Source organism: Pseudomonas sp. WT-JTC (assembly GCF_056711565.1).
In genome coordinates this window covers 6,595,358-6,619,506 of sequence record NZ_CM160042.1, presented here as the reverse complement: position 1 = coordinate 6,619,506, position 24,149 = coordinate 6,595,358, and the positions used below count along the sequence as shown (strand labels likewise).

Below are 24,149 nucleotides of genomic sequence, written 5' to 3'. Positions count from 1 at the left end.
CCAGCTCATGTCGAAGCGCAACACACCTCAACGTCGTCACAACATCCTCGCCTTGCTCAATCAGCAGGGCGAAGTCAGTGTGGATGAGTTGGCCAAGCGCTTCGAAACGTCGGAAGTTACGATCCGCAAGGATCTGGCGGCACTTGAAAGCAATGGTCTGTTGCTGCGTCGTTACGGCGGGGCGATCACCATGCCTCAGGAACTGGTGGCCGACCTCGGTCAGCCGGTTTCCAAGTACAAACAAGCCATCGCCCGTGCCGCCGTCGCGCGGATTCGCGAGCATGCGCGCATCATTATCGACAGTGGCAGCACCACCGCCTCCATGATCCCGGAACTCGGGCAGCAACCCGGTCTGGTGGTGATGACCAACTCGCTGCACGTCGCCAATGCCCTGAGCGAACTTGAGCACGAACCGGTGCTGTTGATGACCGGTGGCACCTGGGACCCGCATTCCGAGTCCTTTCAGGGGCAGGTCGCCGAGCAGGTACTACGCTCCTACGATTTCGACCAGCTGTTTATCGGCGCCGATGGCATCGATCTGCTTCGCGGTACAACCACCTTCAACGAACTGCTCGGACTGAGCCGGGTCATGGCCGAAGTCGCCCGCGAAGTGGTCGTGATGGTGGAGGCCGACAAGATCGGCCGCAAGATTCCCAACCTGGAACTGCCCTGGAGCAGCGTCCATACCCTTATTACCGATGAACGCCTGCCACTTGAGGCTCGCGATCAGATTCAGGCCCGCGGCATCACTTTGATTTGCGCGGCTGTCAGTCAGGAGAAATAGCATGTGTGGAATTGTCGGCGCAGTCGCAGAACGTAACATCACCGCCATCCTCGTCGAAGGCCTGAAACGCCTCGAATACCGTGGGTATGACAGCGCTGGCGTGGCGGTCTACACCAACGATGAAAAACTCGAGCGCCTGCGTCGTCCGGGCAAGGTCAGTGAGCTGGAGCAGGCATTGACCACCGAGCCGCTGGTCGGTCGTCTGGGCATCGCCCACACGCGCTGGGCCACCCACGGTGCACCGTGCGAACGCAATGCACACCCGCATTTCTCCGGTGACCTGTCAGTGGTGCACAACGGCATCATCGAAAACCACGAAGCCCTGCGTGAACAACTCAAGGCCCTGGGTTACGTGTTCACCTCGGACACCGACACCGAAGTCATTGCGCACCTGCTGAACCACAAACTCAAGGATCTGCGCGACCTGACCGTGGCCCTCAAGGCGACCGTCAAAGAGTTGCACGGTGCTTACGGCCTGGCAGTGATCAGCGCGCAGCAACCGGATCGCCTGGTTGCAGCCCGCAGCGGCAGCCCGCTGGTGATCGGCCTGGGTATGGGGGAAAACTTCCTGGCGTCCGACCAGTTGGCCCTGCGTCAAGTCACCGACCGTTTCATGTACCTGGAAGAAGGCGATATCGCTGAAATTCGCCGCGACAGCGTGCAAATCTGGGACGTTGACGGCAAGGCCGTCGAGCGCGAAGCCGTGCAATATCGCGACGGCGCCGAAGCCGCTGAAAAGGGCGAGTTCCGCCACTTCATGCTCAAGGAAATCCACGAGCAACCGTCCGTGGTGCAGCGCACCCTGGAAGGTCGCCTGAGCCAGAACCAGGTGCTGGTACAGGCATTCGGCCCACAGGCGGCCGAGCTGTTCGCCAAAGTGCGTAACGTACAGATCGTTGCGTGTGGCACCAGCTACCACGCAGGCATGGTCGCGCGTTACTGGCTTGAAGAGCTGGCCGGCATTCCGTGCCAGGTCGAAGTCGCCAGCGAATTCCGCTACCGCAAGGTGGTGGTGCAGCCAGACACCTTGTTCGTGACCATTTCCCAGTCCGGTGAAACCGCCGACACCCTGGCCGCGCTGCGCAACGCCAAGGAGCTGGGTTACCTCGCCAGCCTGGCGATCTGCAACGTCGGCATCAGCTCGCTGGTGCGTGAATCGGATCTGACCCTGTTGACCCAGGCCGGTCGCGAAATCGGTGTGGCATCTACCAAAGCTTTCACCACGCAATTGGTTGGCCTGTTGTTGCTGACGCTTTCCCTGGGCCAGGTTCGTGGCACCCTGGACAAAGGCGTCGAAGCGACGCTGGTCGAAGAACTGCGTCGTTTGCCAACCCGTCTGGGCGAGGCGCTGGCCATGGACAGCACCGTGGAAAAAATCTCCGAACTGTTCGCCGAGAAACACCACACGCTGTTCCTCGGCCGTGGCGCGCAGTTCCCGGTAGCGATGGAAGGGGCACTCAAGCTCAAGGAAATCTCCTACATCCACGCTGAAGCCTATCCGGCCGGCGAGCTGAAACACGGCCCGTTGGCGCTTGTGGATAACGACATGCCAGTGGTGACCGTGGCGCCGAACAACGAACTGCTGGAGAAGTTGAAGTCCAACCTCCAGGAAGTCCGCGCCCGCGGTGGCCAGTTGATCGTCTTCGCTGACGAGAAAGCCGGCATGACCAACGGTGAAGGCACCCACGTGGTGCACATGCCGCACATCCACGACATCCTGTCGCCGATTCTCTACACCATCCCGCTGCAGCTGCTGTCGTACTACGTTGCCGTACTCAAAGGCACCGACGTTGACCAGCCGCGTAACCTGGCGAAGTCGGTCACCGTGGAATAAGTTATCCACAATGAAAAACCCCCTTTTCAGGGGGTTTTTCTTTTTCTAGGCGGAAATAATGCGCCGTTGCCGCCGCGTGTCGAGCAAATGCACCATGGCGCAGGCGTACAAGGTCACCAGAATGAACAGGCCCATGCGAATGGCGAAGGCGGTGTAGACGTCCTTGCCCGCCGCACTGTCCTGTACCGATTGGCCGAGCAGAATGATCAGGGTTGCCAGACTGTTGAGCCAGAACCCTGGCGGCTGCCGGGTCCGGGCCAGGCCGTAGAGTTTTCTGGCCACCAGCAGGCCGAACAGCAACATCCACAGAAAAAACATCCACAGGTTGACGAACAGGCTCAGCGCGCACCAGAAAACAATCGCCATCAGGCCACCGAGCAGGGTCGAGCCGAGCAATTCCTGGCCAGCGGTGCGGGCACTGGTCGCGCAGCTTTGTTGGCCGAGGCTGACGGCTTTCATGATGATCGGCAGGTAGCTGGCCGGGTCGACCATGGCCAGCAGGAAAGTCGGCAGCACCACTAGCGTGGCACGCAGCGCCAGCCAACCGCTTTCGGCAGGAGTAAGGCTTGGGCCGGGTTTGGCCGCTGGGGCGCTGGCGGGGTCGGGAAACAGCCAATGGCTGACGGTCAGCGTCGAGACTGCCAGGAACAGGCCTTTGACCAGGGCCACGATCACCTCAAGCGCCAGGGCGAATTCAGCGGTTCCGGCCGCACTGATCAATGTCAGGCCCACCACCAGGAAAGTCGCCACCAGCGGGTTGCCGCCGCGCAGGCCATAACCGAATGCCAGGAACAGACACAGTCCGACCAGCAGCACGCCACTGAACGGGTAGTAACGCAGCAGGGGAATGAGCAGCAGGCCGCTCCCGGTGGTCAGCAACAGGATCAGGATCAGACCCAGGCTGGCCTTGAACGGCAACGGTCGGTTCATCGCTGCCAGCATCATCAACGCCAGCATCGGCGCGAGGAACGGGATAGGCAAGGCCAGGCCGAAGCTCGCCGCCAGGCACAGCGCCGTGCCGAAGCCAAGGCGCAGGGCGCGCTGAACACGGGCCGGGCGCTCAATACGCATAGGACATCCAGCTCATCAGGCGCAGGAACAGGCGACCCAGGAGGTTCAGCGGGTTACCTTCACTCGGGAACGCCATGACTTCGGCCTGGCCGCCGGCACGGATGCCCTGTGGACTGGTCAGCTCACCCGGTTCGAACTCGATGATGACCGGAAAGCGCTGGGCAGGACGCAGCCAATCGCGGCTGTTCTCCACTTTCGGCAGGCTGCCCGGCTGGGTGCTCTGACCGACTTCGACGCCATAGCCGACGCTGCGTACATGGCCTTTGAATATTCTCCCCGGCAGGGCGTCGAGGACGATGGACACCGGAGTTCCGGGCTGGACACTTCCCAGGTTGTTTTCAGTCATGTCGGCGCTGATCCACACATCGTGGATGGCGATCAGGGTCATCACCGGTGCACCGGCGGAGGCGAACTGGCCGACATCGGTGCGCAAATCGGTGATCAGGCCGGCCGAACGCGCGTGAACCTTTGTATTGCTCAAGTCCAGCTCGGCTTTTTCAAGGTTGCTGGCGGCGCTGAGCAACTGGGCGTTCTCTGCTTCGTTGCCACCCTGTTGTTCGCGTGCACGTTGCACTTCGGCCTTGGCCGCGGCGACCTGGCTGATGGACTCTTCCAGGGTGGCGCGGGATATTTCCAGGCGTCGCAGCGAGATGGTGCCCGGATCTTCGCGGTACAGGCGTTCGAGCCGCTGGATGTCCTGGCGTGCCTTGAGCTCATTGGCCTGGGACGCGCGCAGTGACGCTTGCTTGGACTCGACACCGGCAGTGTTGGCGCCTACCTGGCGACGGGTCGATTCGAGGTCGGCGCGGGCGCGATCGACGGCAATCCGGTACTGCTCCGGATTGACTTCAAACAGCAATTCGCCGGCCTTGACGTCCTGGTTGTTGCGCACGTGCACCTGGGTCACCCGGCCGGAAACCTCAGCCGCCACCGGCACAATGAAGGCCTGTACCCGTGCCTGTTGCGTGTAGGGCGTGTAACGGTCGGCCATCAGGTACCAGACCAGGCTCAGGATGATCAGCAGCACGACCCAGTTGATCGCTTTTCTGGCCGGGTCAGCGGCAGGTACCGAGGCGTTCTCGACCGGTTGTTGGCTGTCATTCATGGGCACTTTCCTTCGGTTCGTCGAGCAGATCGCCCCAATCGGTCCGTTGTTGCATCTGTTTGCGGGTGGCCGGGTCGAGCATCGGCTGGTCGCTGTACCAACCGCCGCCCAGGGCCTTGTACAGGGCGATCAAGCTGTTGACGGCGGTGCCACGGTTGACCAGGTAGATATCCTGTTGGGCAAACAGGGCGCGCTGGGCATCCAGCACGCGCTGGAAGTCCGAATAGCCTTCGCGGTATTGGGCATTGGCCAGGGTCACCGAACGTTCGGCGGCCACCGAGGCATCGCTGAGGATCCGGTCGCGCTCCAGTGCCTTGATCAGGCCGGTCGCGGCGTCGTCCGCCTCGCGTGCCGCCTGGCGCACGCTGTCCTGGTAGATAACGATCAACTGCTGCAAGCGCGCATCCTGCACGCGGACGTTGTTGGTGATCCGGCCATGGTCGAAGATGTCCCAGCGCAGGCTGGGGCCAGCCACCAGGTCGAGGGTATTGGATGCACCGTTGAGCGAGCTGGCGGACCAGACGATGCTGCCCAGCAGGCTGATGGATGGGTACAGATCGGTCTCGGCCACACCGATCAACGCCGATTGCGCCGCCACTTGCAGCTCGGCAGCGCGAACATCGGGGCGCCGCACCAGCAGGTTGGCCGGTACATCCTGCAAGACCGCGGTGTCGAGCAGTGGTACCAGGCCGGTGTTGCGATCCAGGTCAGGGATCGAGCCGGGTGGCTGGCCGATCAGGGTGGACAACGCGTTGCGCAAACTCGCCACCTGACTCTCGAAATCCGGGATGGTGCTCAGGGTGCCCAGGTACTGGGTCTTGGCCTGTTGCAGATCGAGTTCGGCTTCGGCCCCGCTTTTGAACAGGCGCTCGGTGATCTGGTAGCTGCGTTTTTGCAAGGTGGCGTTACTGCGGGCGATGTGCAGGCGCGCCTCGGCGGTACGCAGGGCGTAGTAGGTTTGCGCCAGTTGTGCGTGCAACAGCACCAGTACATTTTCATAGTTGGCCTGGGCGGCAAACCAGGACGCGTCGGCTGACTCGATGGCACGGCTGAAGCGCCCCCAGAAATCCAGCTCCCAACCGATATCGAAGCCGGCGCTGTATTGCCAGAAATGCGTGTCCTGAGGGTTGGCACCGCCCGATTGCCGACGGTTCACGTACAGGCTGTCGGCGCTGGCCTGCTGCAATTGCGGGTAGCGTCCACTCAGGGCAATGCCCAATTGCGCGCGGGACTCCATGACCCGCAGGCCAGCGACCTGCAGGTCGGCGTTGTGGGCATCGGCTTCGGCAATCAAGTGGTCCAGGACCGGGTCGTCGAACACATGCCACCATTGGCGGCTATCCGGTTGTGGGCGCTTTTGCCCGGCGATTTCCAGGGCCGGGCTGTTCCAGTGTTCGACCCAGGGCTGGGCCGGTGACTGGAAATCCGGACCCAGTTGCACGCAGCCCCCCAGGACGACGGTCCCGCAGATCAGCAGCCGGCTGATGCGAGCAGGGCGTGGCATCAGGCGCAAACTCCTCAGAGGGGACGCTGATCGTCGATTGCCTCGATTTGCGGTGTCTCGTTCTGTACCTCGGCAGACGGTTGGTCCTGGACCCATTGCCAGAACAGTTGGTAGCCCACCGCCAGCGCAACCGGCCCGATGAACAAACCGATGAAGCCGCCGCTCACCATGCCGCCCAGGGCACCGATCAGAATCACCGGCATCGGGACATCGACGCCACGACCGAGCATCAATGGCTTGAGGACGTTGTCGGCCATCCCGGCAATCAGGCTGTAGATGCAAAACACGATGGTGGCCAGGCTGGTCCCTTCGGTGGCGAAGACATAGGCGATCACCGGAAGGGTCACCAGCAGTACTGGCAATTGCATGATCCCCATCAACAGCGCAACCATCGCCAGCAGGCCGGCACCGGGGACGCCCATGAGCACGAAGCCCACGCCCACCAGCAGCATCTGGATAAACGCGATGCCCACCACGCCTTGGGCGACCGCGCGGATGGTTGCCGTGCACAGCTCGGTGATGCGTGGGCCGCGCTCAGGTCCGGAAAGGCGCGAGGTGATGGCCAGTGCGCTTCTTTCGCCGTTTTCGCCATAGGCCATGAGCACACCGGCAATGATCAGCGCACCGATGAACAACAGGAAGCCCACGCCAACGTCGGCCATTTTGCCCAACAAGGTCAGGCCGACGGACTTGATGTACGGCATCAGTTTCATCAGCACGCTGCCCATATCGGTGGCGGCTTGCATCCAGTAGCCATAGAGCGGCTTGCCAATGAGCGGCAGGGAAGCGATTTTTTCGCTGGGGAGCGGCACCTGCAGCGTATCGGACTTGAGGATCGCCAAAGTACCTTGTACCGACTCACTGATCGAAGTGCCCAGCAGGTAGATCGGCACCATCAGCAAGGCCAGGGCGACCACCACGATCAGGGTGGCGGCATGCCCGTCCTTGTTGACCAGCTTGCGCTTGATGAGTGCATGCAGCGGATACAGGGTGATGGCCAGTATCATCGCCCAGAGCATGAGGTTGAGGAATGGGTGGAAGATCTGGAAGCAAAACAGCACCAGCACAGTAATCAGCCCGGCGCGTATCAGTACATCGAGCAAACCACCGGACAGTGCTCTTGCGGAAATGTTTGTGCGCAACATTTTCGAACTCCCTGCGTTGTCACCAGGTTAGCCAGCTAGTTGAAGTTCACTCTTCCCTACTCGGCGAATCTTGAAAGCAGAATCGATGGGCCGCTGTCCAGGCGTTATCAACTAACGCCGTATTTCACGTAGGGAAAATTCAACGAGGTACCTACTAAGACTCAATAGGTAACAGGGTGGCTTGTAGTATAGGAGCAGTCGTATATTCCGCCTGTTTGCACAGGCTGGAATTGCGCTGCAGTGGATGGAGTCCGCTGACGAGCCCTTGCCTGGAAACGCGTGGGGAGCCGAGCCAATGGCGCTTTTTCCCTGTCAGGCATTAGTCGTTGCAGCGGGCTGGGCCGGATAATTGCGAACTGTCGCTGCCGTCGCAAGAAAATAATCCTCAATAATTATCAATAATCCCCAGGCCGCTCTTTGAGGTTTGTGACACGCTTCGTTTTTACAGTGGAGGCGCTAGAGTGCAGTAGCCCATTGATTTACTTGATGGTCGGGTGCCCAACTAAATGGTTGAACGCCTGCGCTTAACATTCCGGCCTTCGATTGCGATTTATCTATCTGAAATGAGGACATGCCCATGGACCGCTTCCAGGAAATGCAGGTCTTCGCTGCCGTCGCCCAGGAACAGGGTTTTTCGGCGGCGGCGCGGCGTTTGGGTCTGTCGGCGGCCAGTGTCACCCGAGCGGTGGCGGCGCTGGAGAAGCGCATTGGCACCCAACTGCTTACGCGCACGACGCGCAGCGTGTATTTGAGTGAGGCTGGTCAGCGATATCTGGAGGACTGTCGGAGAATTCTCGCCGAGGTGCAGGAAGCCGAGGACTCGGCTGCAGGCAGCCACATCCATCCACGTGGGCAACTGACCATTACCGCCCCGGTTTTGTTTGGCGAACTGTTTGTCACGCCGCTGATGGTGAGTTACCTGACGCAATTCCCCGAAGTCTGCATCAACGCGCTGCTGGTGGACCGGATCGTGAGCGTGGTCGAGGAGGGCGTCGATGTGGCCATCCGCATTGGCGAACTTCCTGACAGCAATCAGCATGCGATCCGTGTGGGGGACGTGCGGCGGGTGATCTGCGCCTCGCCACAGTTTCTCGCCAGTCATGGTCGGCCCAGACATCCGCAGGAACTGGCCCAGGCGCCGATCATCGCGACATCGGCCATAGGCCAGTTGCGGAGTTGGCCATTCATGGAGGACGGCGAAACCTTGAGCGTGCGGGCTGAACCGCGGCTGGTGGTGACGGCGAATCAGGCAGCCATCACGGCAGCCAGCCTGGGGTTGGGCTTCACGCGGGTGCTGTCTTATCAAGTCGCGAGCAAAGTGGCTGCCGGAGAGCTGGAAATCATTCTGGCGGACTTCGAACTGCCGCCGTTACCCATCCATGTGGTCTATCAGGGCGGACGTAAAGCACCGGCCCGGGTGCGCAGTTTTGTTGACTTTGCGGTGAACACGCTGCGCGAGCATCCGGCGCTCAAGCGTTGAGTTATTTCACCCGGTGAAATAATGGATTGCGTTTGCTGGTGATTCTGTTGTTTTGGTTGAGGGTAGAAGATACGACCCATCTTTCCCCTGAACAGCACCACTCACCCGAGGTGTCGACCATGCAAGCGATCAAACTCTACAACTTCCCACGTTCCGGCCACGCTCATCGTGTCGAGCTGATGCTGTCCCTGCTGAAATTGCCGACCGAGTTGATCTTCGTTGACCTCGCCAAGGGCGAACACAAGCAATCGGCGTTCCTGGCGCTCAACGCTTTCGGCCAGGTTCCGGTGATTGATGACCAGGGCGTGGTGCTGGCCGACTCGAACGCGATCCTGGTTTATCTGGCGCAAAAGTACGGCAACGGTCGCTGGCTGCCGACTGATCCGGTGGGCGCCGCCAAGGTCCAGCGCTGGTTGTCGGTGGCTGCCGGTCCGATTGCCTTCGGTCCTGCCCGGGCAAGACTGATCACGGTGTTTGGCGCGCCTTACAACGCTGAAGAAGTGATTGCCTACGCCCACACCGTGCTCAAAGTGATCGATCACGAACTGGCCGATACGCCGTATCTGGCTGGCAGCGAGCCGACGGTGGCCGACGTCGCGGCCTACAGCTACATCGCCCATGCGCCGGAGGGCAATGTGTCGCTGGACGAGTACGCCAACATTCGCGCCTGGCTGGCCCGCATCGAAGCCCTGCCAGGTTTTGTCGGCATGCCGCGCACCATCGCCGGTTTGCAAAAAACTGCCTGATGCCCGCGGCCCGGAATTGCCGGGCCGCCCCGTTCTGCGCCAGTGGCGCAGGGGAGAAGCCGTATGGACCGTTCACCCTGGCATGCCGGCGAGAAACAATTGCAGGCCCATGTGGGCGTTGCCGAGCGAATGGAGGCGTTCGGTCGCAAGGTGATTCGCAGCGAGATGCCGGATCAGCACCGCACGTTCTATCAGCAATTGCCGTTCATGCTGTACGGAGCGGTGGATGCCGACGGTCATCCGTGGGCCAGTATCCTTGAAGGCCAGCCCGGTTTCGCACAATCACCAGAACCGGGCCTGCTGCAATTTCACAGCCTGCCTGCCCTTGATGATCCTGCGCAGTTGAGCGACGGCTCGGCGATCGGCCTGTTGGGCATCGAGTTGCATACCCGCCGTCGCAACCGCATCAATGGGCATGTTCGTGCCCTGACAACCGATGGTTTCGCGGTGACGGTGGATCAGTCCTTCGGCAATTGCCCGCAGTACATTCAGTTGCGCCAGTTTCACTCGGTGCCACTGGCCGACCCTTCGACGCGTATCGCGCAACATTTCAGTGAACTGGATGACGCGGCCATGGCCACGATCGCCGAAGCGGACACGTTCTTCGTTGCCAGTTATGTGGATGTCGATGGCGAGCGCTCGGTGGATGTATCTCACCGTGGCGGCCAGAGCGGTTTTGTACACGTGGAAGGCAATCGCCTGACCATTCCGGACTTCGCCGGCAACCTGCATTTCAACACCTTGGGCAACCTGCTGCTCAACCCCCGGGCCGGGTTGTTATTCATCGATTTCAATAGCGGTGATTTGCTGCAGCTCAGCGGGCGGACCGAAATCATCCTGGAGGGCCCGCAGGTAGAGGCGTTCCAGGGAGCCGAGCGTCTGTGGACAATCGATGTCGAGCAAGTCGTACGGCGCCCGGCCGCCCTGGCGTTGCGCTGGCGCTTCGACGGTGTGTCACCCACCAGTTTGCTCACTGGTACATGGGAGCAGGCCACCGCGCGTTTGCAGGCCAAGGCCCTGGGCGATCAATGGCGGCCGTTGCGGGTGGTGCGGATTGAAGCGCAAAGCCACAACATTCGCTCGATTTACCTGGAGCCCGCTGACGGAGCCGGGTTGCCACTGTTTCAGGCCGGGCAGCATTTGCCCCTGCGCTTCAACATTGACGGTGACGTGCACATTCGCACGTACAGTTTATCGAGCGCACCGTCCGATGATTTTTTCCGCATCAGCGTGAAGCGTGACGGGCGGGTGTCTACGCATTTGCATGAGCAGATTCGTGTCGGCGACCTGTTGGAGGCGCGGGCGCCGCAAGGGCATTTCACCGTGGCGCCCCATGAGCGTCGGCCATTGGTGTTGCTGGCGGCCGGGGTGGGCATCACACCGCTGTTGTCGATGCTGCGGGAGGTGGTTTACCAGGGATTGCGCACCCGCCGTATCCGCCCGACATGGTTTATCCAGAGTTCGCGCACGCTGGCCGACCAACCGTTTCACCGTGAACTGGATCGCTTGCTCGAAGACGCCGGTGACGCGGTGCGGGTAGTGCGGTTGCTCAGCCAACCGGAAGCCGAGGCGAAGCAAGGAGAGGACTTCGACCTCCGTGGACGGATCGACGTCGAGCTGCTCAAGGAACTGTTGACAATCGAGGACTACGATCAGCCGGATTTTGTCGTCTGTGGCCCCGGAAGTTTTACCCAGGCGCTGTACGACGGCCTGCGCGAACTGGACATTCGCGATTCGCGGATTCACGCCGAAACCTTCGGCCCGTCCACCTTGCGCCGGCGCCCGGACCCCGATGCAGTGGTCATCGAGCAACCGCCAGCCGCTACCACGTCCATACCCGTGGTGTTCCAACGCTCGGCCAAGGAAGCGCGCTGGCAGCCGGAGGGCGGCAGCTTGCTGGAGTTGGCGGAAAGCCGTGGCCTGCGTCCGGAATTCAGTTGTCGCGGCGGCTCATGCGGCACCTGCAAGACGCGCTTGATCAGCGGTCAGGTGCATTACCCACTGCCGCCAGCGGAAGTACCGGATGACGGACAAGTGCTGATTTGCTGTGCGATTCCGGCGCAGGGAACGCAGCCGCTGGTGCTCGATATCTGAAGGAGGATTGCAGGCGAACATTGCCCGTCGGTCGATGGCTGGGTAGGGTAGGGGCAGAACCAACAAGGGCCGCACAGGCCCTTTCTGCATTTCAGGAACAGGCGTTTTAATGGTTTTTTTCACTCGCTCGATCGCCTTGCTGATGGCGCTGGCGCTGACCACCGGTTGCGAAAGACAGGAAGCACCGCCGCTGGATCAGCAACTCTACGTCTGGCAGCGGCAGTGGACGCCGGCCCACGACGCCGCCCTCAGGGACAGCCGTGCAGACTTTTCGACGTTGCGGGTGCTGGCCTTGCAGGCCTTCCCCAAGGCGGGCTGGAGCCGAGCCCGAGTGGATTCGCAGATGCTCAAGCGCGACGGCCGGCCAGTGATTGCGGTGGTTCGCCTGGATGGGCAACTCAAGGCGCTGGATCAGGAAGAAATTACAGCGCAAATCCGCCAGGTGATCAGCGATTGGCAGGGACAAGGGTTGAACCTCGCCGGCGTGGAAATCGACCATGATGCGGGTAATGCCCGGCTACCGGCGTACCGCGAATTTCTTGTGCATTTGCGTGAAGCGTTGCCGACTTCGCTGCCGCTGAGCATCACCGCATTGCCGTCCTGGCTCGACAGTCGCGAACTGCCGGCGTTGTTATCCACAGTCGACAGCAGCGTGTTGCAGGTGCACGCGGTGAGCGATCCGCGTCGCGGTTTGTTTGATGCCGATCAGGCCCGGCATTGGGCGAAGGCCTGGAGCCGCGTTACGACAAAACCTTTCTATCTGGCGCTGCCGGCCTATGGCGTGGCGTTGCTGCCGTCGGCGGGCGGCGCGCCTGTTGTGGAAAGCGAAGTGAACGTGGAACGCGAAGGCCTGCGCCGGGAATTACTGGCCGATCCGCAGTCATTGCGCACCCTCGGCAGCGAACTGCGGGTCGATCCTCCGAAGCATCTGGCGGGCCTGATCTGGTTTCGCCTGCCATTGGCCAACGACCGTCGGGCCTGGAGTCTGACCACCTTGCGCGCCGTGGCTCGCGGTGATGTCCTCGACAGTCGATTGACGCTGAAACTCTCCGCCGACAATGGCCTCTATGACATCGGCATCAGCAACCAGGGCAATCTCGACAGCGCCTGGCCCGAACGCCTGACACTGGCCGTCAGTGCTTGTGAGGGGGCTGATGCCCTGGCCGGTTACGCGTTGCAACAGCGTCCGGATCTGCTTACCTTCACCCGCTTGCGCGACGGTCGAATACCGGCCGGCGGACAGCGTGCCATTGGTTGGGCTCGCTGCGCACACATTGATCAAGGAGGTTCGAATGTTCACCCGTAACTGGCCGCGTCATTTGCTTTGCCTGAGCCTCAGCCTGCCGCTGGGTTCGGCGCTGGCGTGCGGCCCGGACTTTCCCATGCGTCTGCTGGACAACCGAGGTCAGTCGCTGACGGAACTGCCGGAAGGCAACTTCGGCTTCGAAATCAACCGCCTCGGCCACGCCATCAAAGGATTGAAGAACGTCACCGCTGGCTCCCACTACAGCGATGAACCTGACCTTGCAGCGCAGCGGGATCAGGCCGAGCAGGCGGGACTTTCCGCTGAGCAACAAGTGTTGGTGAAACACCTGCGCAGCCTGACCAATGCCCGTCAGGTTGAAACCGAAGGGGCGCAACTGCCGCCCGAGCTCGGGTTGTACCTGGCGGGCGCCGTGGCATTTGGCGCGGGTGATACGGCCCTGGCCGCCGGGTATTTCAAGCAAGTGCTGGCCTTGCCCGCAGAACAACGGGCTTCGCGCAGCACCTGGGCGGCTTACTCGCTGGGGCGCGCGTTGTTCGCCATGAGCGCCGAAGCCAATGCGGGTCCGGATCTGCTCGAACAATCCCGCAAGGCCTTTGAGCAAACCCGGCAACTGAGCATCGACGGCTTCAGCGATCCACTGGAACTGGGTGTCGCCAGCCTTGGCGAAGAAGCCCGGGTGGTGCGCACCGCCGGCGACTGGAACCGCGCCATCGAGCTGTACGCCACGCAAAATCTGCACGGCTCCACGGTGGGCTACGACTCGCTGAAGCTGTTGATGACGGACTTGATGACGCTGCCGGATGATCAAGTGGCCGAGTTGCTCAAGGGCCAGCCCGTGCAGCAATTGGTGACCGCATCGCTGATCAGCCGGTTGGGCTGGTCGTTCGGTGAGCAACCCGCCAATGAACAGAAGATGATCAAGCTGCTGCAAAACAGCACCCGTGGCAGTCTCGAAAACGCCGACCGCCTGGCGGCGATGAATTATCAACAGGGCGATTACGCCAGTGCCAAGGCTTTCCTCGAACATGCCGGCGATGGCGGTTTGGCCTGGTGGCTGCGGGCAAAACTGGCGGTGCGCGAGGGCAATAAAACCGCGGCCGCCGCAGCCTATGCCAAAGCGGCCCAGGCCTTTCCGCAGAATGAGTCCTGGGGCGAGCGACGGACCCCGGACTTCGATTACGAAACACTGCAGCCCAAATGCCGTGTCGAGGGTGAAAGTGCGATCCTGGCCTTGCAACGCGGGGATTACCTGCAGGCCTTCGATCAGTTATATCGCAGCCAAAGCATTTACTGGTTCGACGCCGCCACCGTGGCCGAGCGCGTGTTGACCCTCGAAGAACTCAAGCACTACGTCGACACCCAAGTGCCGGCTCCGCCGCCGCTCAGCCAGCAGGACCGCGACAACTACGTGCCCTTGCCGGTGGCGGCGAGCCTGCGCAATTTGTTGGGGCGGCGTTTGTTGCGCGAAGGGCATTACGAGCAAGCGCTGGCTTACTTCGACAATGACGGCTTGCGGCACAAGGCCAAGCTGTATGGCGAGCAGCGTCTGGCGGCTGATTCGGCCTGGTGGCCGACCCGTCGCGCCGCAGCGCTGTTCAATGCAGCCTGGACGGCGCGCGAGTGGGGCATGGACATTCTGGGCTATGAAATGGCGCCGGATTACGCCACGTTCGGCGGTAACTACGTTCTCGAAAACGCCGAACTCAAGGTCGGTCCTTTGGTGGCCGATGACGAAGTGAAGCGTCAGCAGGCCAGCGCTGCCCGGCCTGATCAGCGTTACCACTATCGCTTCGTGGCCACGGCGTTGGCGAGCAAGGCGGCGGATAACTTGCCTCACACCAGCCAGGCGTTTGCGGCGGTGCTGTGCGAGGCGTCGGGGTGGAACAGCAGCCTCGAGGAGCAAAGTGCGATTTATCAGCGCTATGTCAAAGAAGGGCCTTACGTGGAATGGGCCGCCGATTTCGGCCACCAGTGTCCGTATCCCGACTTCGAGAACGCCGACAAGCGCTACGTGACCCAAGTCACCGACGCTACGCGTTCGGCCTTGCGCCCGTACAAGACGCCGTTACAGGTCGGTGGCGTACTGGTGGTCGCGGCAGCCGCGCTGTTGTTGTTCAATCGCCGCCGCAAGGCGCAGTGAGGTTCAAGCCTGTTGCACAAAGGTCAGCCGGACGGCGAAACCAATCAACAGGCTGCCGAACAACCATTGTTGCAGGCGCTGGGCTGAGGGGCTGCGTTGCAGCCAACGGCCGAGCGCTGCACCAACCAGGGCGTAGGCGCTGTCGAACAGAAAACCGACACCGACCAGCACCACGCCCAACGTCGCAAATTGCCCGAGCACCGGCCCGGCCTGTGGGTTGATGAATTGCGGTAGCAGTACCGAACAGAACAACAGTGCCTTGGGGTTGAGCAGGTTGGTCAGCAGTCCGCGTCGAATGGCTGCGCCCCAGCGCGGTTTTTCGCCGGTTGTGTCGGCGCTGGTCAAGCTCGGCAGCATCGTGGTTCGCAGGCATTGAATGCCGATCCACAGCAAGTACGCGGCGCCTGCCAGGCGCACCACATCGAAGGTCCAGGGCGCAGCCTTGAACAGTGCCGCCAGCCCCAGCGCCGCCAATGCCACATGGCAACCCCGGGCGATGCCCAACCCCACGGCCGTCGCCAGCGCGGCGCCTTTGCCTTGGCGGGCACCGGTCTGCAACAGCAGGATCATGTCAGGCCCCGGCAACAGATAGACCACCGCCAGCGCCATGAAAAACAGCCAGAGCCCCTGCATGTTGCACCCCATTCGTTGTCGATTCGGTCGTGCCAGTCTAGGGCTGGAGGGCGGGGCAGGTGCTTGCGTTGTTAGCTTCTTTCGGTTTCTGTATTGGCATAATCTGCCATGTATTCACACTTGAACCATCAGGATCTGCCAAACCATGAAACTCGATGCCTACGACCGCAAGATTCTCGCCGCGCTGCAACGGGATGGCCGCCTGAGCAATGTGCAACTGGCAGACGAGATCGGCCTGTCTGCATCGCCTTGCCTGCGCCGGGTGCGGATGCTTGAAGAGGCGGGGGTTATTCGCGGCTACCAGGCCAATCTGGATCGCGATGAGGTGGGGTTGGGGCTGACGGTGTTTGTCGGGGTCAAGGTCGAGCGTCATAACGACGAACAAGCCGAAGCCTTTCGCCTGGCGGTGACGGCATTGCCCGAGGTCATTTCGGCGTTTTTGGTGTCAGGGGAGTCGGATTTTCTGCTGCAGGTGGTGGTGCCGGACTTGCGTGCCTATGACCGGTTTCTCACCGGGCGCTTGTTGAAGCTGCCGGGTGTGAGCGACATCCGCAGCAACTTTGCGATTCACACGGTGAAGGCGCCGGGGGCGTTGCCGTTGGAGCATTTGCCGCTTTAGACCGAGTTGCCTTCCTTCGCGAGCAAGCCTGCTCCCACAAGGTTTACGCTGTACCTGTGGGAGCGGGCTTGCTCGCGAAGGCGATAAATCAGTCACTGCAACTCTTCAAGTCTTACATCTGTGTCGCCATCCCCTCCACATTCATCGCCGCCTGACGCAAGGCCTCGGAGCGGGTCGGGTGTGGGTGGCAGGTCAGGGCGATGTCCTCGGCCGAGGCACTGAACTCCATGGCCACGCAATACTCACCAATCATTTCACTGACGCTCGGGCCGACCAGATGCACACCGAGGACTTCGTCGGTGCGCTCATCGGCCAGCACTTTGGCGAAGCCTTCGGTTTCGTGGTTGATCTTCGCCCGACTGTTGGCGGTAAAGGGAAACTTGCCGACCTTGTACGCCCGGCCTTCAGCCTTGAGTTGCTCTTCGGTCTTGCCGACGCTGGCCAGCTCCGGTTTGGTGTAAACCACACTGGGGATCAGGTTGTAATTGACCTCGCCAGCCTTGCCGACCATCTGCTCGACGCAGGCCATGGCTTCGTCCTCGGCCTTGTGGGCGAGCATGGGGCCGGAGGTCACGTCACCAATCACCCAGACCCCGACGGCTTCGGTGCGATGCCCCTTGTTGGCGAGCATGCCGCGCTTGTCCGTGGCGAGGCCGACGTTCTCCAGGCCCAGGCCTTTTGTATAAGGTCGGCGCCCGATGGCCACCAGCACGTAATCGGCTTCAAGCAATTCGGCGGCACCGCCCGCGGCAGGCTCGATGCTGAGCTGCACGCCGGTGGCGGAGGTGGTGGCGCTGGTCACTTTTGAACTCAGTTTGAAACTCAAGCCTTGTTTGCTCAGGGAGCGCTGCAGGGTTTTACCGGCTTCGATATCCACACCGGGGCAGATCCGGTCGAGAAACTCGACCACCGTTACCTGCGCCCCAAGGCGCCGCCATACCGAACCCAGCTCCAGGCCGATCACGCCGGCGCCGATCACCACCAGATGCTTGGGCACCTCGGTCAGCGCGAGGGCACCGGTGGAGTCGAGGATGCGTTTGTTATCGATGTCCACGCCAGGCAGGGGAGTGGGCTCGGAACCGGTGGCGATGATGATGTCCCTGGCGCTCAGTTCGGTCTTGCCGCCGGCACTATCGGTCACCGTGACTTTGCCCGGTCCGTCGATGTGGCCCCAGCCTCTGATCCAGTCGACTTTGTTTTTGCGGAAAAGAAACTCGATGCCCTTGGTCAGCCCGGTAACGCTTTCATCCTTTTGCTTCATCATCTGGGCGAGGTTGAGCACGGGTTTGACCTCGATCCCCAGATTGGCGAATTCTGCGCCCATGGCCGCGTCGTACAGTTCGGAGGCATGCAGCAACGCCTTGGATGGCATGCAGCCGACGTTCAGGCAGGTGCCGCCGAGTGTGGCGCGTCCTTCCACGCAGGCAGCTTTCAGACCCAGTTGTCCGGCGCGGATCGCCGCGTTGTAACCGCCGGGGCCACCGCCGAGTATCACGACGTCATAAGTGCTCATGGATGTACTCCTGGATCGAAAGGGAAAGAGATCGGTAAAAGTAGTTCCTGAATAAAATTACGAACGTAATATGTGCGTTCTGCAGCATTTCGGTCAAGGCTTCAGGTAAGCGACAGGTTGGGCATTTTTAGATAGCGCGCTTGAATACGGAAATTTCACCATTTTCGTTATATCGTAACGAATTGCCATGTAAACGAAGACACTCTGGGGTGGTATGCAAGTCGATCTCGATGTTGATGAAACGCCGTTAGCCGGGTTGCCGCGCTTTCAGCAGGCGTTCATTCAAGGGCGGCGTTTGCGCCAGTTCGCCATCGGTGCGGGCGTACTCGCGACGGTGGGTGTGCTGCTGGCGCTTTTTGCCGGGCTGTTTACGTCGCAAACATTGTGGCCAGCGTTGCTGCTGAACCTGAGCATGGCGTTTGTCGTGTTGATGGCGGGTGCGCAATCGGCCTGGTGGGTGGCCCAGTGGCGTGCCCGCGCCATGAATCCCGTGGTGCCGGTGGTCGTTGTCGACGAACCTGCCGCCCCTGCCGGGTGGTATGAACGCTTGCTGGACCGGATCGGCCAGCAATCCCGGCACTTGCTCGGGCAAATCGGCGCGCCGACGCTGTGGCTTGGCGGTTGGGCATTGTTGGCGGTATTGGGCGTCGAACAGGCCTGGAACCTTGCGTTACCCCCGGCAGCACTGGGCCTGGCGGCCACCGTCGGTGCCGCGTGCTCCTTGCTGTTGGCCTTCGGCCTGTTGGTGATGGAGCGTCATCTGGCGCAGGAAAACACCGCGCAATGGCCTGAAGCCGCCACGTTGGCTCAATTGATTCGTGTGGTGATCATCAGCCTGGTGCTCGGTGCTTTTTGTCTGCTGTTTGCCGATGAAACCTCGGTATGGCCTGTACGCCTGGCGGTGTTGATCGGACTGCTGCCGGGGCTGGTGGCGGCAGAACTGTTGCTGCGCGCGGTGTTGTCGTTGTTCAGCCCGCGCCGCGAAGGTCTTGAGCCGGAGTTGCTGGCGCGCAGTTTTGTCGCTGACATGCTGCGCTGGCCACCGCAGCCATTGCTGGCGTTGCAGCACGAATTGCATAACCGCTTCGGCATCGATCTACGGCAGATCTGGGCCTTCACTTATATACGTCGGGCGTTCCTGCCGGTGCTGGCGGTGGTTTCGCTGGTTGGCTGGTCGCTGACCGGGATTCACGAAATTGCACTGCAAGGACGTGGCATCTACGAGCGATTCGGCAAGCCAGTTGAGGTGTTTGGCCCAGGTTTGCATATGGGTTTGCCGTGGCCATTGGGCCGCGTATTGAACATCGAGAATGGCGTGGTTCACGAATTGGCCACCAGTGTTGGCGAAACCTCGGCCCCCGCTCAGGCTGACCCCGCCGAAGGCCCGGCTCCGGCGATTGCCAACCGCTTGTGGGATGCCAGCCATGTGAATGACAAATCGCAGGTGATCGCCAGCAGCCGAGCCGACAAGCAGAGCTTTCAGATCGTCAACATGGACGTGCGCTTCGTCTATCGCATTGGCCTCAGCGATGAGGCGGCGTTGGCCGCGACCTATAACAGTGCCGATGTGCCGATGTTGATTCGCAGCACCGCCAGCCGAATCCTGGTCCACGACTTCGCCTCCCGCACCCTCGACGGTTTGCTTGGCGAGGACAGGGTAGGGCTGGCCGAAGAAATCGGCCGCGCCGTCCAGGCTGACCTGCAAAAACTCGACAGCGGCGTGGAAATTCTCGCCACGGTGGTCGAGGCGATTCACCCGCCGGCCGGTGCAGCCAATGCCTATCACGGCGTGCAAGCAGCGCAGATTGCTGCGCAAGCCCTGATCGCCCGGGAACGCGGCGCCGCTGCCGAGGCCACCAACCAGGCGCAATTGCAGGCCAGCATCGCCCGCGATCAGGCGACGGCCAGTGCTCGTGAAATCAATGCTGGCGCCCAAGCGGCAGACCTGAAATTCAACGCCGAACAGAAAGCCTACGCCAGCGCTGGTCAGGCCTTTGTGCTGGAGCAGTATTTCAGTCAATTGTCCCAGGGTTTGGCCAACGCCAAGTTGCTGGTTCTTGATCATCGCCTGGGCGGCAGCAGCAATGCGCCAACCATCGACCTCCGTACGTTCACGCTGCCGGTTGACTCTGCGCCGTCGCGTAAAACCGCTCAGCCAGGAGCTGCCAATTGAGCCAGTCCCATACTCACGATCACGATGACCACGCTGGCCACGATCACGGCCATGGCGGGCATCACCACCACGGCCATCACCATCATCACCACGGCGATCCGCAGGAGGCCGGTCCATTCCCGTGGCGTCGCATGGGTTGGGCTGCATTGCTGGTAGCGTTTGCGGTCGCTGCCGCAAGCCTGGTGCAGGTGCGTTCGGGTGAGGCCACGGTGATCACACGCTTCGGCAACCCTTCACGCGTCTTACTGGAACCGGGGCTGGGCTGGCGCTGGCCGGCACCGTTCGAGGCGGCGATCCCGGTGGATCTGCGGTTGCGCACCACGTCCAGCGGTTTGCAGGATGTCGGTACCCGGGACGGTTTGCGCATCATCGTCCAGGCCTACGTGGCGTGGCAGGTACAGGGCGATCCCGACAACGTGCAACGTTTCATGCGCGCGGTGCAGAACCAGCCCGATGAAGCCGCGCGACAGATTCGGACCTTTGTCGGCTCCGCACTGGAAACCACCGCCAGCAGTTTTGATCTGGCGAATTTGGTGAATACCGATGCCAGCCAGGTGCGCATCGCCGATTTCGAAGCACAACTGCGCAAGCAGATCGATCAGCAACTGCTCACCACTTATGGCGTGCGCGTGTTGCAGGTCGGTATCGAACGGTTGACGCTGCCTTCGGTGACGCTCACCGCGACCGTCGACCGGATGCGCGCCGAGCGTGAAACCATCGCCACTGAACGCACGGCCATCGGCAAGCGTGAAGCCGCGCAAATTCGTTCTGCCGCCGAGCGTGATGCGCGAATTGTGCAGGCAGATGCCACCGTGAAAGCGGCGGATATCGAAGCGCAATCACGGGTCGAAGCGGCGCAAATTTATGGGCGTGCCTATGCTGGATCGCCACAGCTCTACAACCTGCTGCGCTCGCTCGACACCTTGGGCACGGTGGTGACGCCGGGAACCAAGCTGATTCTGCGCACAGACGCCGCCCCGTTCCGGGTGTTGGTAGACGGGCCGCCGAGCCTCGACAACAAGTCGGGATCACAGCCATGAGTTTGGTTCCACGTGGAACAAATGAGTTGAGCAGCCCCTGGATTCAGGCCGGGCGATTGGCGTTTATTGCCCTGTACGCGGTGACGGTGTTGGCGGCGTTGGCGTGGGCGTTTTCCAATGTGCGGCAGATCGATCCGCAAAATCGCGCCGTGGTTTTGCATTTCGGCGCGCTGGATCGCATTCAGAATGCCGGGCTGTTATTGGCTTGGCCGCAACCGTTCGAACAGGTGATTTTGTTGCCGGCGGCGGATCGGGTGATCGAGCGGCGAGTGGACAGTCTGTTGCGCAGTGGTGCCGCGATGCAGGCAGATCGCGTGGCCAGTTTTGCCACGCCCATCAGCGATGCCCTCGCAGGTTCCGGCTATCTGTTAACCGGTGATGCCGGAGTGGTTCAACTCGATGTGCGGGTTTTTTACAAAGTCACCGAGCCTTATGCGTTTGTGCTTCAGGGCGAACACGTGTTGCCGGCTCTGGATCGTCTGGTGACCCGCAGCGCGCTAGCGCTCACGGCCGCGCGGGATCTGGACACCATTCTGGTCGCTCGTCCGGAATTGATCGGCGCCGATAGCCAGGCGGCGGAACGTCGTGAGCGCTTGCGTGGTGATCTGGTGCAGGGCATCAATCAACGGCTGGCCGAACTCACGACAACAGGACAAGGCTTGGGGATCGAAGTGGCGCGAGTGGATGTGCAATCGAGTTTGCCCAGCCCTGCGGTGAACGCCTTCAACGCGGTACTCACGGCCAGCCAGCAAGCCGATAAAGCCGTCGCCAATGCGCGCACCGAAGCCGAGAAGTTGACGCAGACCGCCAACGAGCAAGCCGACCGTACGCTGCAAGTGGCCCATGCCCAGGCGAGCGAACGACTGGCCAAAGCCTCGGCTGATACCGCCACGGTGTTGAGCCTGGCCAAGGCACAACAGCAGGGGACTGACCCGCAAATGCTGCTGCGCATTTATCGCGAGCGGATGCCGAAAATTCTCGGCCAGGCCGGCTCGGTCACGACTGTCGATCCCCAAGACGATTCCCGCCTGATCATTCAGGGAGCAGCACAATGACCGCTCAAACCGCCACCGCGCCGAGCATGTTGTCTTCGGCAGAACAACGTAGCGCCGCGCGCCAGTTGACCCTGGCCATGCTCGCCTTGGGCCTGCTTGCGCTGGGCCTGATCTGGCGATGGCTGGCGCCGGAGCAGACTGGTGTCAGCCAGCTGCTGCTGGGTTTTGCCTCGTTGCTGGTCGCCGTGCCGGTCATGCGCTCGGCCTGGTACAGCTTGCGTTATCCGAGCCTGCACGGCATCACCGATCAATTGATTGCCCTGGCCATGCTGGGTGCCTGGGCCACCGGCGATCTGCTGACCGCAGCGTTGTTGCCGATCATCATGATTTTCGGCCACGTGCTGGAAGAGCGCAGCGTGATCGGCTCCCAGGAGGCGATTCACGCCCTCGGCAAACTGACCCGCAGCCACGCGCGCAAGGTGCAGGCGGATGGCTCCATCATCGAAGTCGACAACGGCACGCTCAAGGCTGGTGATCTGGTCGAGGTGCGCGCCGGGGACCGGGTGCCGGCGGATGGCCGGGTGCTATCCGGGCAGGCCAGTCTGGACACCGCCTCCATTACCGGCGAATCGGTACCGATGGAGGCGGGCGTCGGCATGTCGGTGTTCGGTGGCGCGATCAACCTCGACGGCCTGCTGCGAATCGAAGTGACCCGCACCGGCCAGGAATCGACCCTCGGCAAAGTCATCGCCCTGATGCAAAACGCCGAGCGTTCGAAGCCGCCGATCACTCGTCTGCTGGAGCGTTACGCCGGCAGCTATATGGTACTGGTGTTGCTGCTGGCCGCCGTGACCTGGTTCATTACCAACAACGCTCAAGCGATGCTCGCGGTGTTGGTCGCGGCCTGTCCTTGCGCTCTGGTGTTGTCGGCACCGGCCACGGCGATTGCCGGGGTGGCAGTGGCGGCACGTCACGGGATTTTGATCCGCAGTTCCGCGTTCCTTGAAGAGTTGGCGGACCTCACCTCCCTGGTGGTCGATAAAACCGGCACGCTGACCTTCGGCACCTTGCGCCTGCAATCCATCGACAGTCCGCTTGAGGATCGCAGCCATGTCCTGAAGCTGGCTGCCAGCCTCGGCTCGGCCAGCAGTCACCCGGTCAGCCGTGCGTTGGCGGGGCTGGTGACCCAGGAGCATTTCCTGCTGCTTTCCGACATTCATGAGCGCCAAGGCCTGGGCGTGGTGGCGATGACCGGGCAGGGCGAAGCGGCACTCGGCCGGCCAGAGTTGTTCGCGCAACTGGGCATCAGCACAACAACGGTTCCCGATCATGACGGCCCGATTGCTGGGCTGGCACTCAACGGTGAGTTCCTCGCGTGGCTGTTGCTGGCAGACAGCGTTAAACCCGAGGCGCAGTTTGCCTTGAGCGAGTTGCGTGACCTGGGGTTGGGCCGTCAGTTGTTGCTCACCGGTGACCGACACAGCGTCGCGCAAACGCTCGCCCGGGATGTCGGGATCAGTGACGTCGAAGCGCAGGCGCTGCCCGAAGACAAACTCAACCGCGTGCTCAAGGAGATCGATAGCGGCTTTCGGCCAATGGTGGTCGGCGATGGCATCAACGACTCACTGGCCCTCAAGGCCGGTGTGGTCGGTGTGGCCATGGGCGCCGGTGGCGCAGACATCGCCCTGGCATCGGCGGACATCGTGCTGATCGGCAGTGACTTGCGCCGCCTCGGCACCTGTGTGCGTCTGAGTCGTCAGTGCCGTCAGACGTTGCAGGTGAATGTAATCATCGGACTGGGCTGGACCCTGGCGATCGTGGCCTTCGCCGCGTTCGGCTGGCTTGGCGCTGCCGGGGCGATGATTGCGGCGTTGCTGCATAACCTCAGCACCCTGTTGGTGTTGGGCAATGCCGGTCGTTTGCTGCGGTTCCAGGAGCCACTGCTCAAACTCAAGGACGAAGCCTGAAGGCGATTGCTCTAAACCGGGTAGTCGCGAGGACTTCAA

At 61.7% G+C, this 24,149-nt stretch carries 18 protein-coding genes; 12 read left to right on the top strand and 6 right to left on the bottom strand.

Annotated elements, in window-relative coordinates; all coding sequences use genetic code 11:
- The first annotated feature begins 7 nt into the window (after positions 1 to 7).
- Together AC06G5_RS30155 and glmS are read left to right on the top strand one after the other, a co-directional pair.
- Positions 8 to 784: a DeoR family transcriptional regulator gene (locus AC06G5_RS30155; RefSeq protein WP_413422938.1), complete on the top strand. Its 777-nt coding sequence runs from the start codon at positions 8 to 10 to the stop codon at positions 782 to 784.
- A gap of 1 nt (position 785) precedes the next feature.
- Positions 786 to 2,618: a glutamine--fructose-6-phosphate transaminase (isomerizing) gene (gene glmS / locus AC06G5_RS30150; protein WP_413422936.1), complete on the top strand. Its 1,833-nt coding sequence runs from the start codon at positions 786 to 788 to the stop codon at positions 2,616 to 2,618.
- A 45-nt stretch (positions 2,619 to 2,663) separates the two neighbouring features.
- Here glmS and AC06G5_RS30145 read toward each other — a convergent pair whose 3' ends face one another.
- Genes AC06G5_RS30145 through AC06G5_RS30130 form a run of 4 tightly spaced genes read right to left on the bottom strand, consistent with a single transcriptional unit; the run spans position 2,664 to position 7,443 of the window.
- Positions 2,664 to 3,689: a DUF2955 domain-containing protein gene (locus AC06G5_RS30145; RefSeq protein ID WP_480458753.1), complete on the bottom strand. Its 1,026-nt coding sequence runs from the start codon at positions 3,687 to 3,689 to the stop codon at positions 2,664 to 2,666.
- A complete protein-coding gene (locus AC06G5_RS30140) occupies positions 3,679 to 4,794 on the bottom strand; it encodes an HlyD family secretion protein (protein WP_413422932.1) in 1,116 nt (371 codons plus the stop codon). The genes AC06G5_RS30145 and AC06G5_RS30140 overlap by 11 nt, the downstream gene beginning before the upstream one ends.
- A complete protein-coding gene (locus AC06G5_RS30135; protein ID WP_480458751.1) occupies positions 4,787 to 6,298 on the bottom strand; it encodes an efflux transporter outer membrane subunit in 1,512 nt (503 codons plus the stop codon). Before AC06G5_RS30135 ends, AC06G5_RS30140 begins: the two co-directional genes overlap by 8 nt.
- 14 nt (positions 6,299 to 6,312) lie before the next feature.
- Entirely contained in the window at positions 6,313 to 7,443 is a 1,131-nt protein-coding gene (locus tag AC06G5_RS30130) for an AI-2E family transporter (RefSeq protein WP_413422928.1), read from the bottom strand.
- Between the two features lie 577 nt (positions 7,444 to 8,020).
- Between AC06G5_RS30130 and AC06G5_RS30125 the strand changes: the two genes are divergently transcribed.
- The 5 genes from AC06G5_RS30125 (at position 8,021) to AC06G5_RS30105 (ending at position 15,170) form a co-directional block, all read left to right on the top strand.
- Positions 8,021 to 8,923 (top strand): LysR family transcriptional regulator, encoded by a 903-nt coding sequence (locus tag AC06G5_RS30125; RefSeq protein WP_413422926.1) that lies wholly within the window; start codon positions 8,021 to 8,023, stop codon positions 8,921 to 8,923.
- Between the two features lie 119 nt (positions 8,924 to 9,042).
- The gene (locus tag AC06G5_RS30120; protein ID WP_413422924.1) at positions 9,043 to 9,669 is read left to right on the top strand and encodes a glutathione S-transferase family protein; all 627 of its coding nucleotides are present in this window, start codon (positions 9,043 to 9,045) and stop codon (positions 9,667 to 9,669) included.
- 63 nt (positions 9,670 to 9,732) lie between these two features.
- Entirely contained in the window at positions 9,733 to 11,763 is a 2,031-nt protein-coding gene (locus AC06G5_RS30115; protein WP_413422922.1) for a 2Fe-2S iron-sulfur cluster-binding protein, read from the top strand.
- A 109-nt stretch (positions 11,764 to 11,872) separates the two neighbouring features.
- A complete protein-coding gene (locus tag AC06G5_RS30110) occupies positions 11,873 to 13,069 on the top strand; it encodes a DUF3142 domain-containing protein (RefSeq protein ID WP_480458748.1) in 1,197 nt (398 codons plus the stop codon).
- Entirely contained in the window at positions 13,056 to 15,170 is a 2,115-nt protein-coding gene (locus AC06G5_RS30105; RefSeq protein WP_480458746.1) for a hypothetical protein, read from the top strand. Before AC06G5_RS30110 ends, AC06G5_RS30105 begins: the two co-directional genes overlap by 14 nt.
- Positions 15,171 to 15,173: 3 nt before the next feature.
- On the opposite strand, the gene AC06G5_RS30100 is transcribed toward AC06G5_RS30105, so the two are convergent.
- On the bottom strand, positions 15,174 to 15,803 hold the full coding sequence (locus AC06G5_RS30100) for a LysE family translocator (protein WP_413422916.1): 630 nt from the start codon (positions 15,801 to 15,803) through the stop codon (positions 15,174 to 15,176).
- A gap of 145 nt (positions 15,804 to 15,948) precedes the next feature.
- Here AC06G5_RS30100 and AC06G5_RS30095 point away from each other — a divergent pair, with 145 nt between their 5' ends.
- Positions 15,949 to 16,422 (top strand): Lrp/AsnC family transcriptional regulator, encoded by a 474-nt coding sequence (locus tag AC06G5_RS30095; RefSeq protein WP_007969928.1) that lies wholly within the window; start codon positions 15,949 to 15,951, stop codon positions 16,420 to 16,422.
- A 112-nt stretch (positions 16,423 to 16,534) separates the two neighbouring features.
- Here AC06G5_RS30095 and lpdA read toward each other — a convergent pair whose 3' ends face one another.
- The gene (lpdA, locus tag AC06G5_RS30090) at positions 16,535 to 17,935 is read right to left on the bottom strand and encodes a dihydrolipoyl dehydrogenase (protein ID WP_413422913.1); all 1,401 of its coding nucleotides are present in this window, start codon (positions 17,933 to 17,935) and stop codon (positions 16,535 to 16,537) included.
- A gap of 214 nt (positions 17,936 to 18,149) precedes the next feature.
- Here lpdA and AC06G5_RS30085 point away from each other — a divergent pair, with 214 nt between their 5' ends.
- The 4 genes from AC06G5_RS30085 to AC06G5_RS30070 are packed head-to-tail and all read left to right on the top strand — an operon-like array spanning position 18,150 to position 24,110.
- The gene (locus AC06G5_RS30085; protein ID WP_480458743.1) at positions 18,150 to 20,108 is read left to right on the top strand and encodes an SPFH domain-containing protein; all 1,959 of its coding nucleotides are present in this window, start codon (positions 18,150 to 18,152) and stop codon (positions 20,106 to 20,108) included.
- A complete protein-coding gene (hflC, locus tag AC06G5_RS30080; RefSeq protein ID WP_413422909.1) occupies positions 20,105 to 21,148 on the top strand; it encodes a protease modulator HflC in 1,044 nt (347 codons plus the stop codon). The genes AC06G5_RS30085 and hflC overlap by 4 nt, the downstream gene beginning before the upstream one ends.
- Positions 21,145 to 22,203: a protease modulator HflK gene (hflK, locus tag AC06G5_RS30075; RefSeq protein WP_480458741.1), complete on the top strand. Its 1,059-nt coding sequence runs from the start codon at positions 21,145 to 21,147 to the stop codon at positions 22,201 to 22,203. The genes hflC and hflK overlap by 4 nt, the downstream gene beginning before the upstream one ends.
- Positions 22,200 to 24,110: a cation-translocating P-type ATPase gene (locus AC06G5_RS30070; protein ID WP_413703801.1), complete on the top strand. Its 1,911-nt coding sequence runs from the start codon at positions 22,200 to 22,202 to the stop codon at positions 24,108 to 24,110. The genes hflK and AC06G5_RS30070 overlap by 4 nt, the downstream gene beginning before the upstream one ends.
- The last annotated feature ends 39 nt before the right edge of the window (positions 24,111 to 24,149 follow it).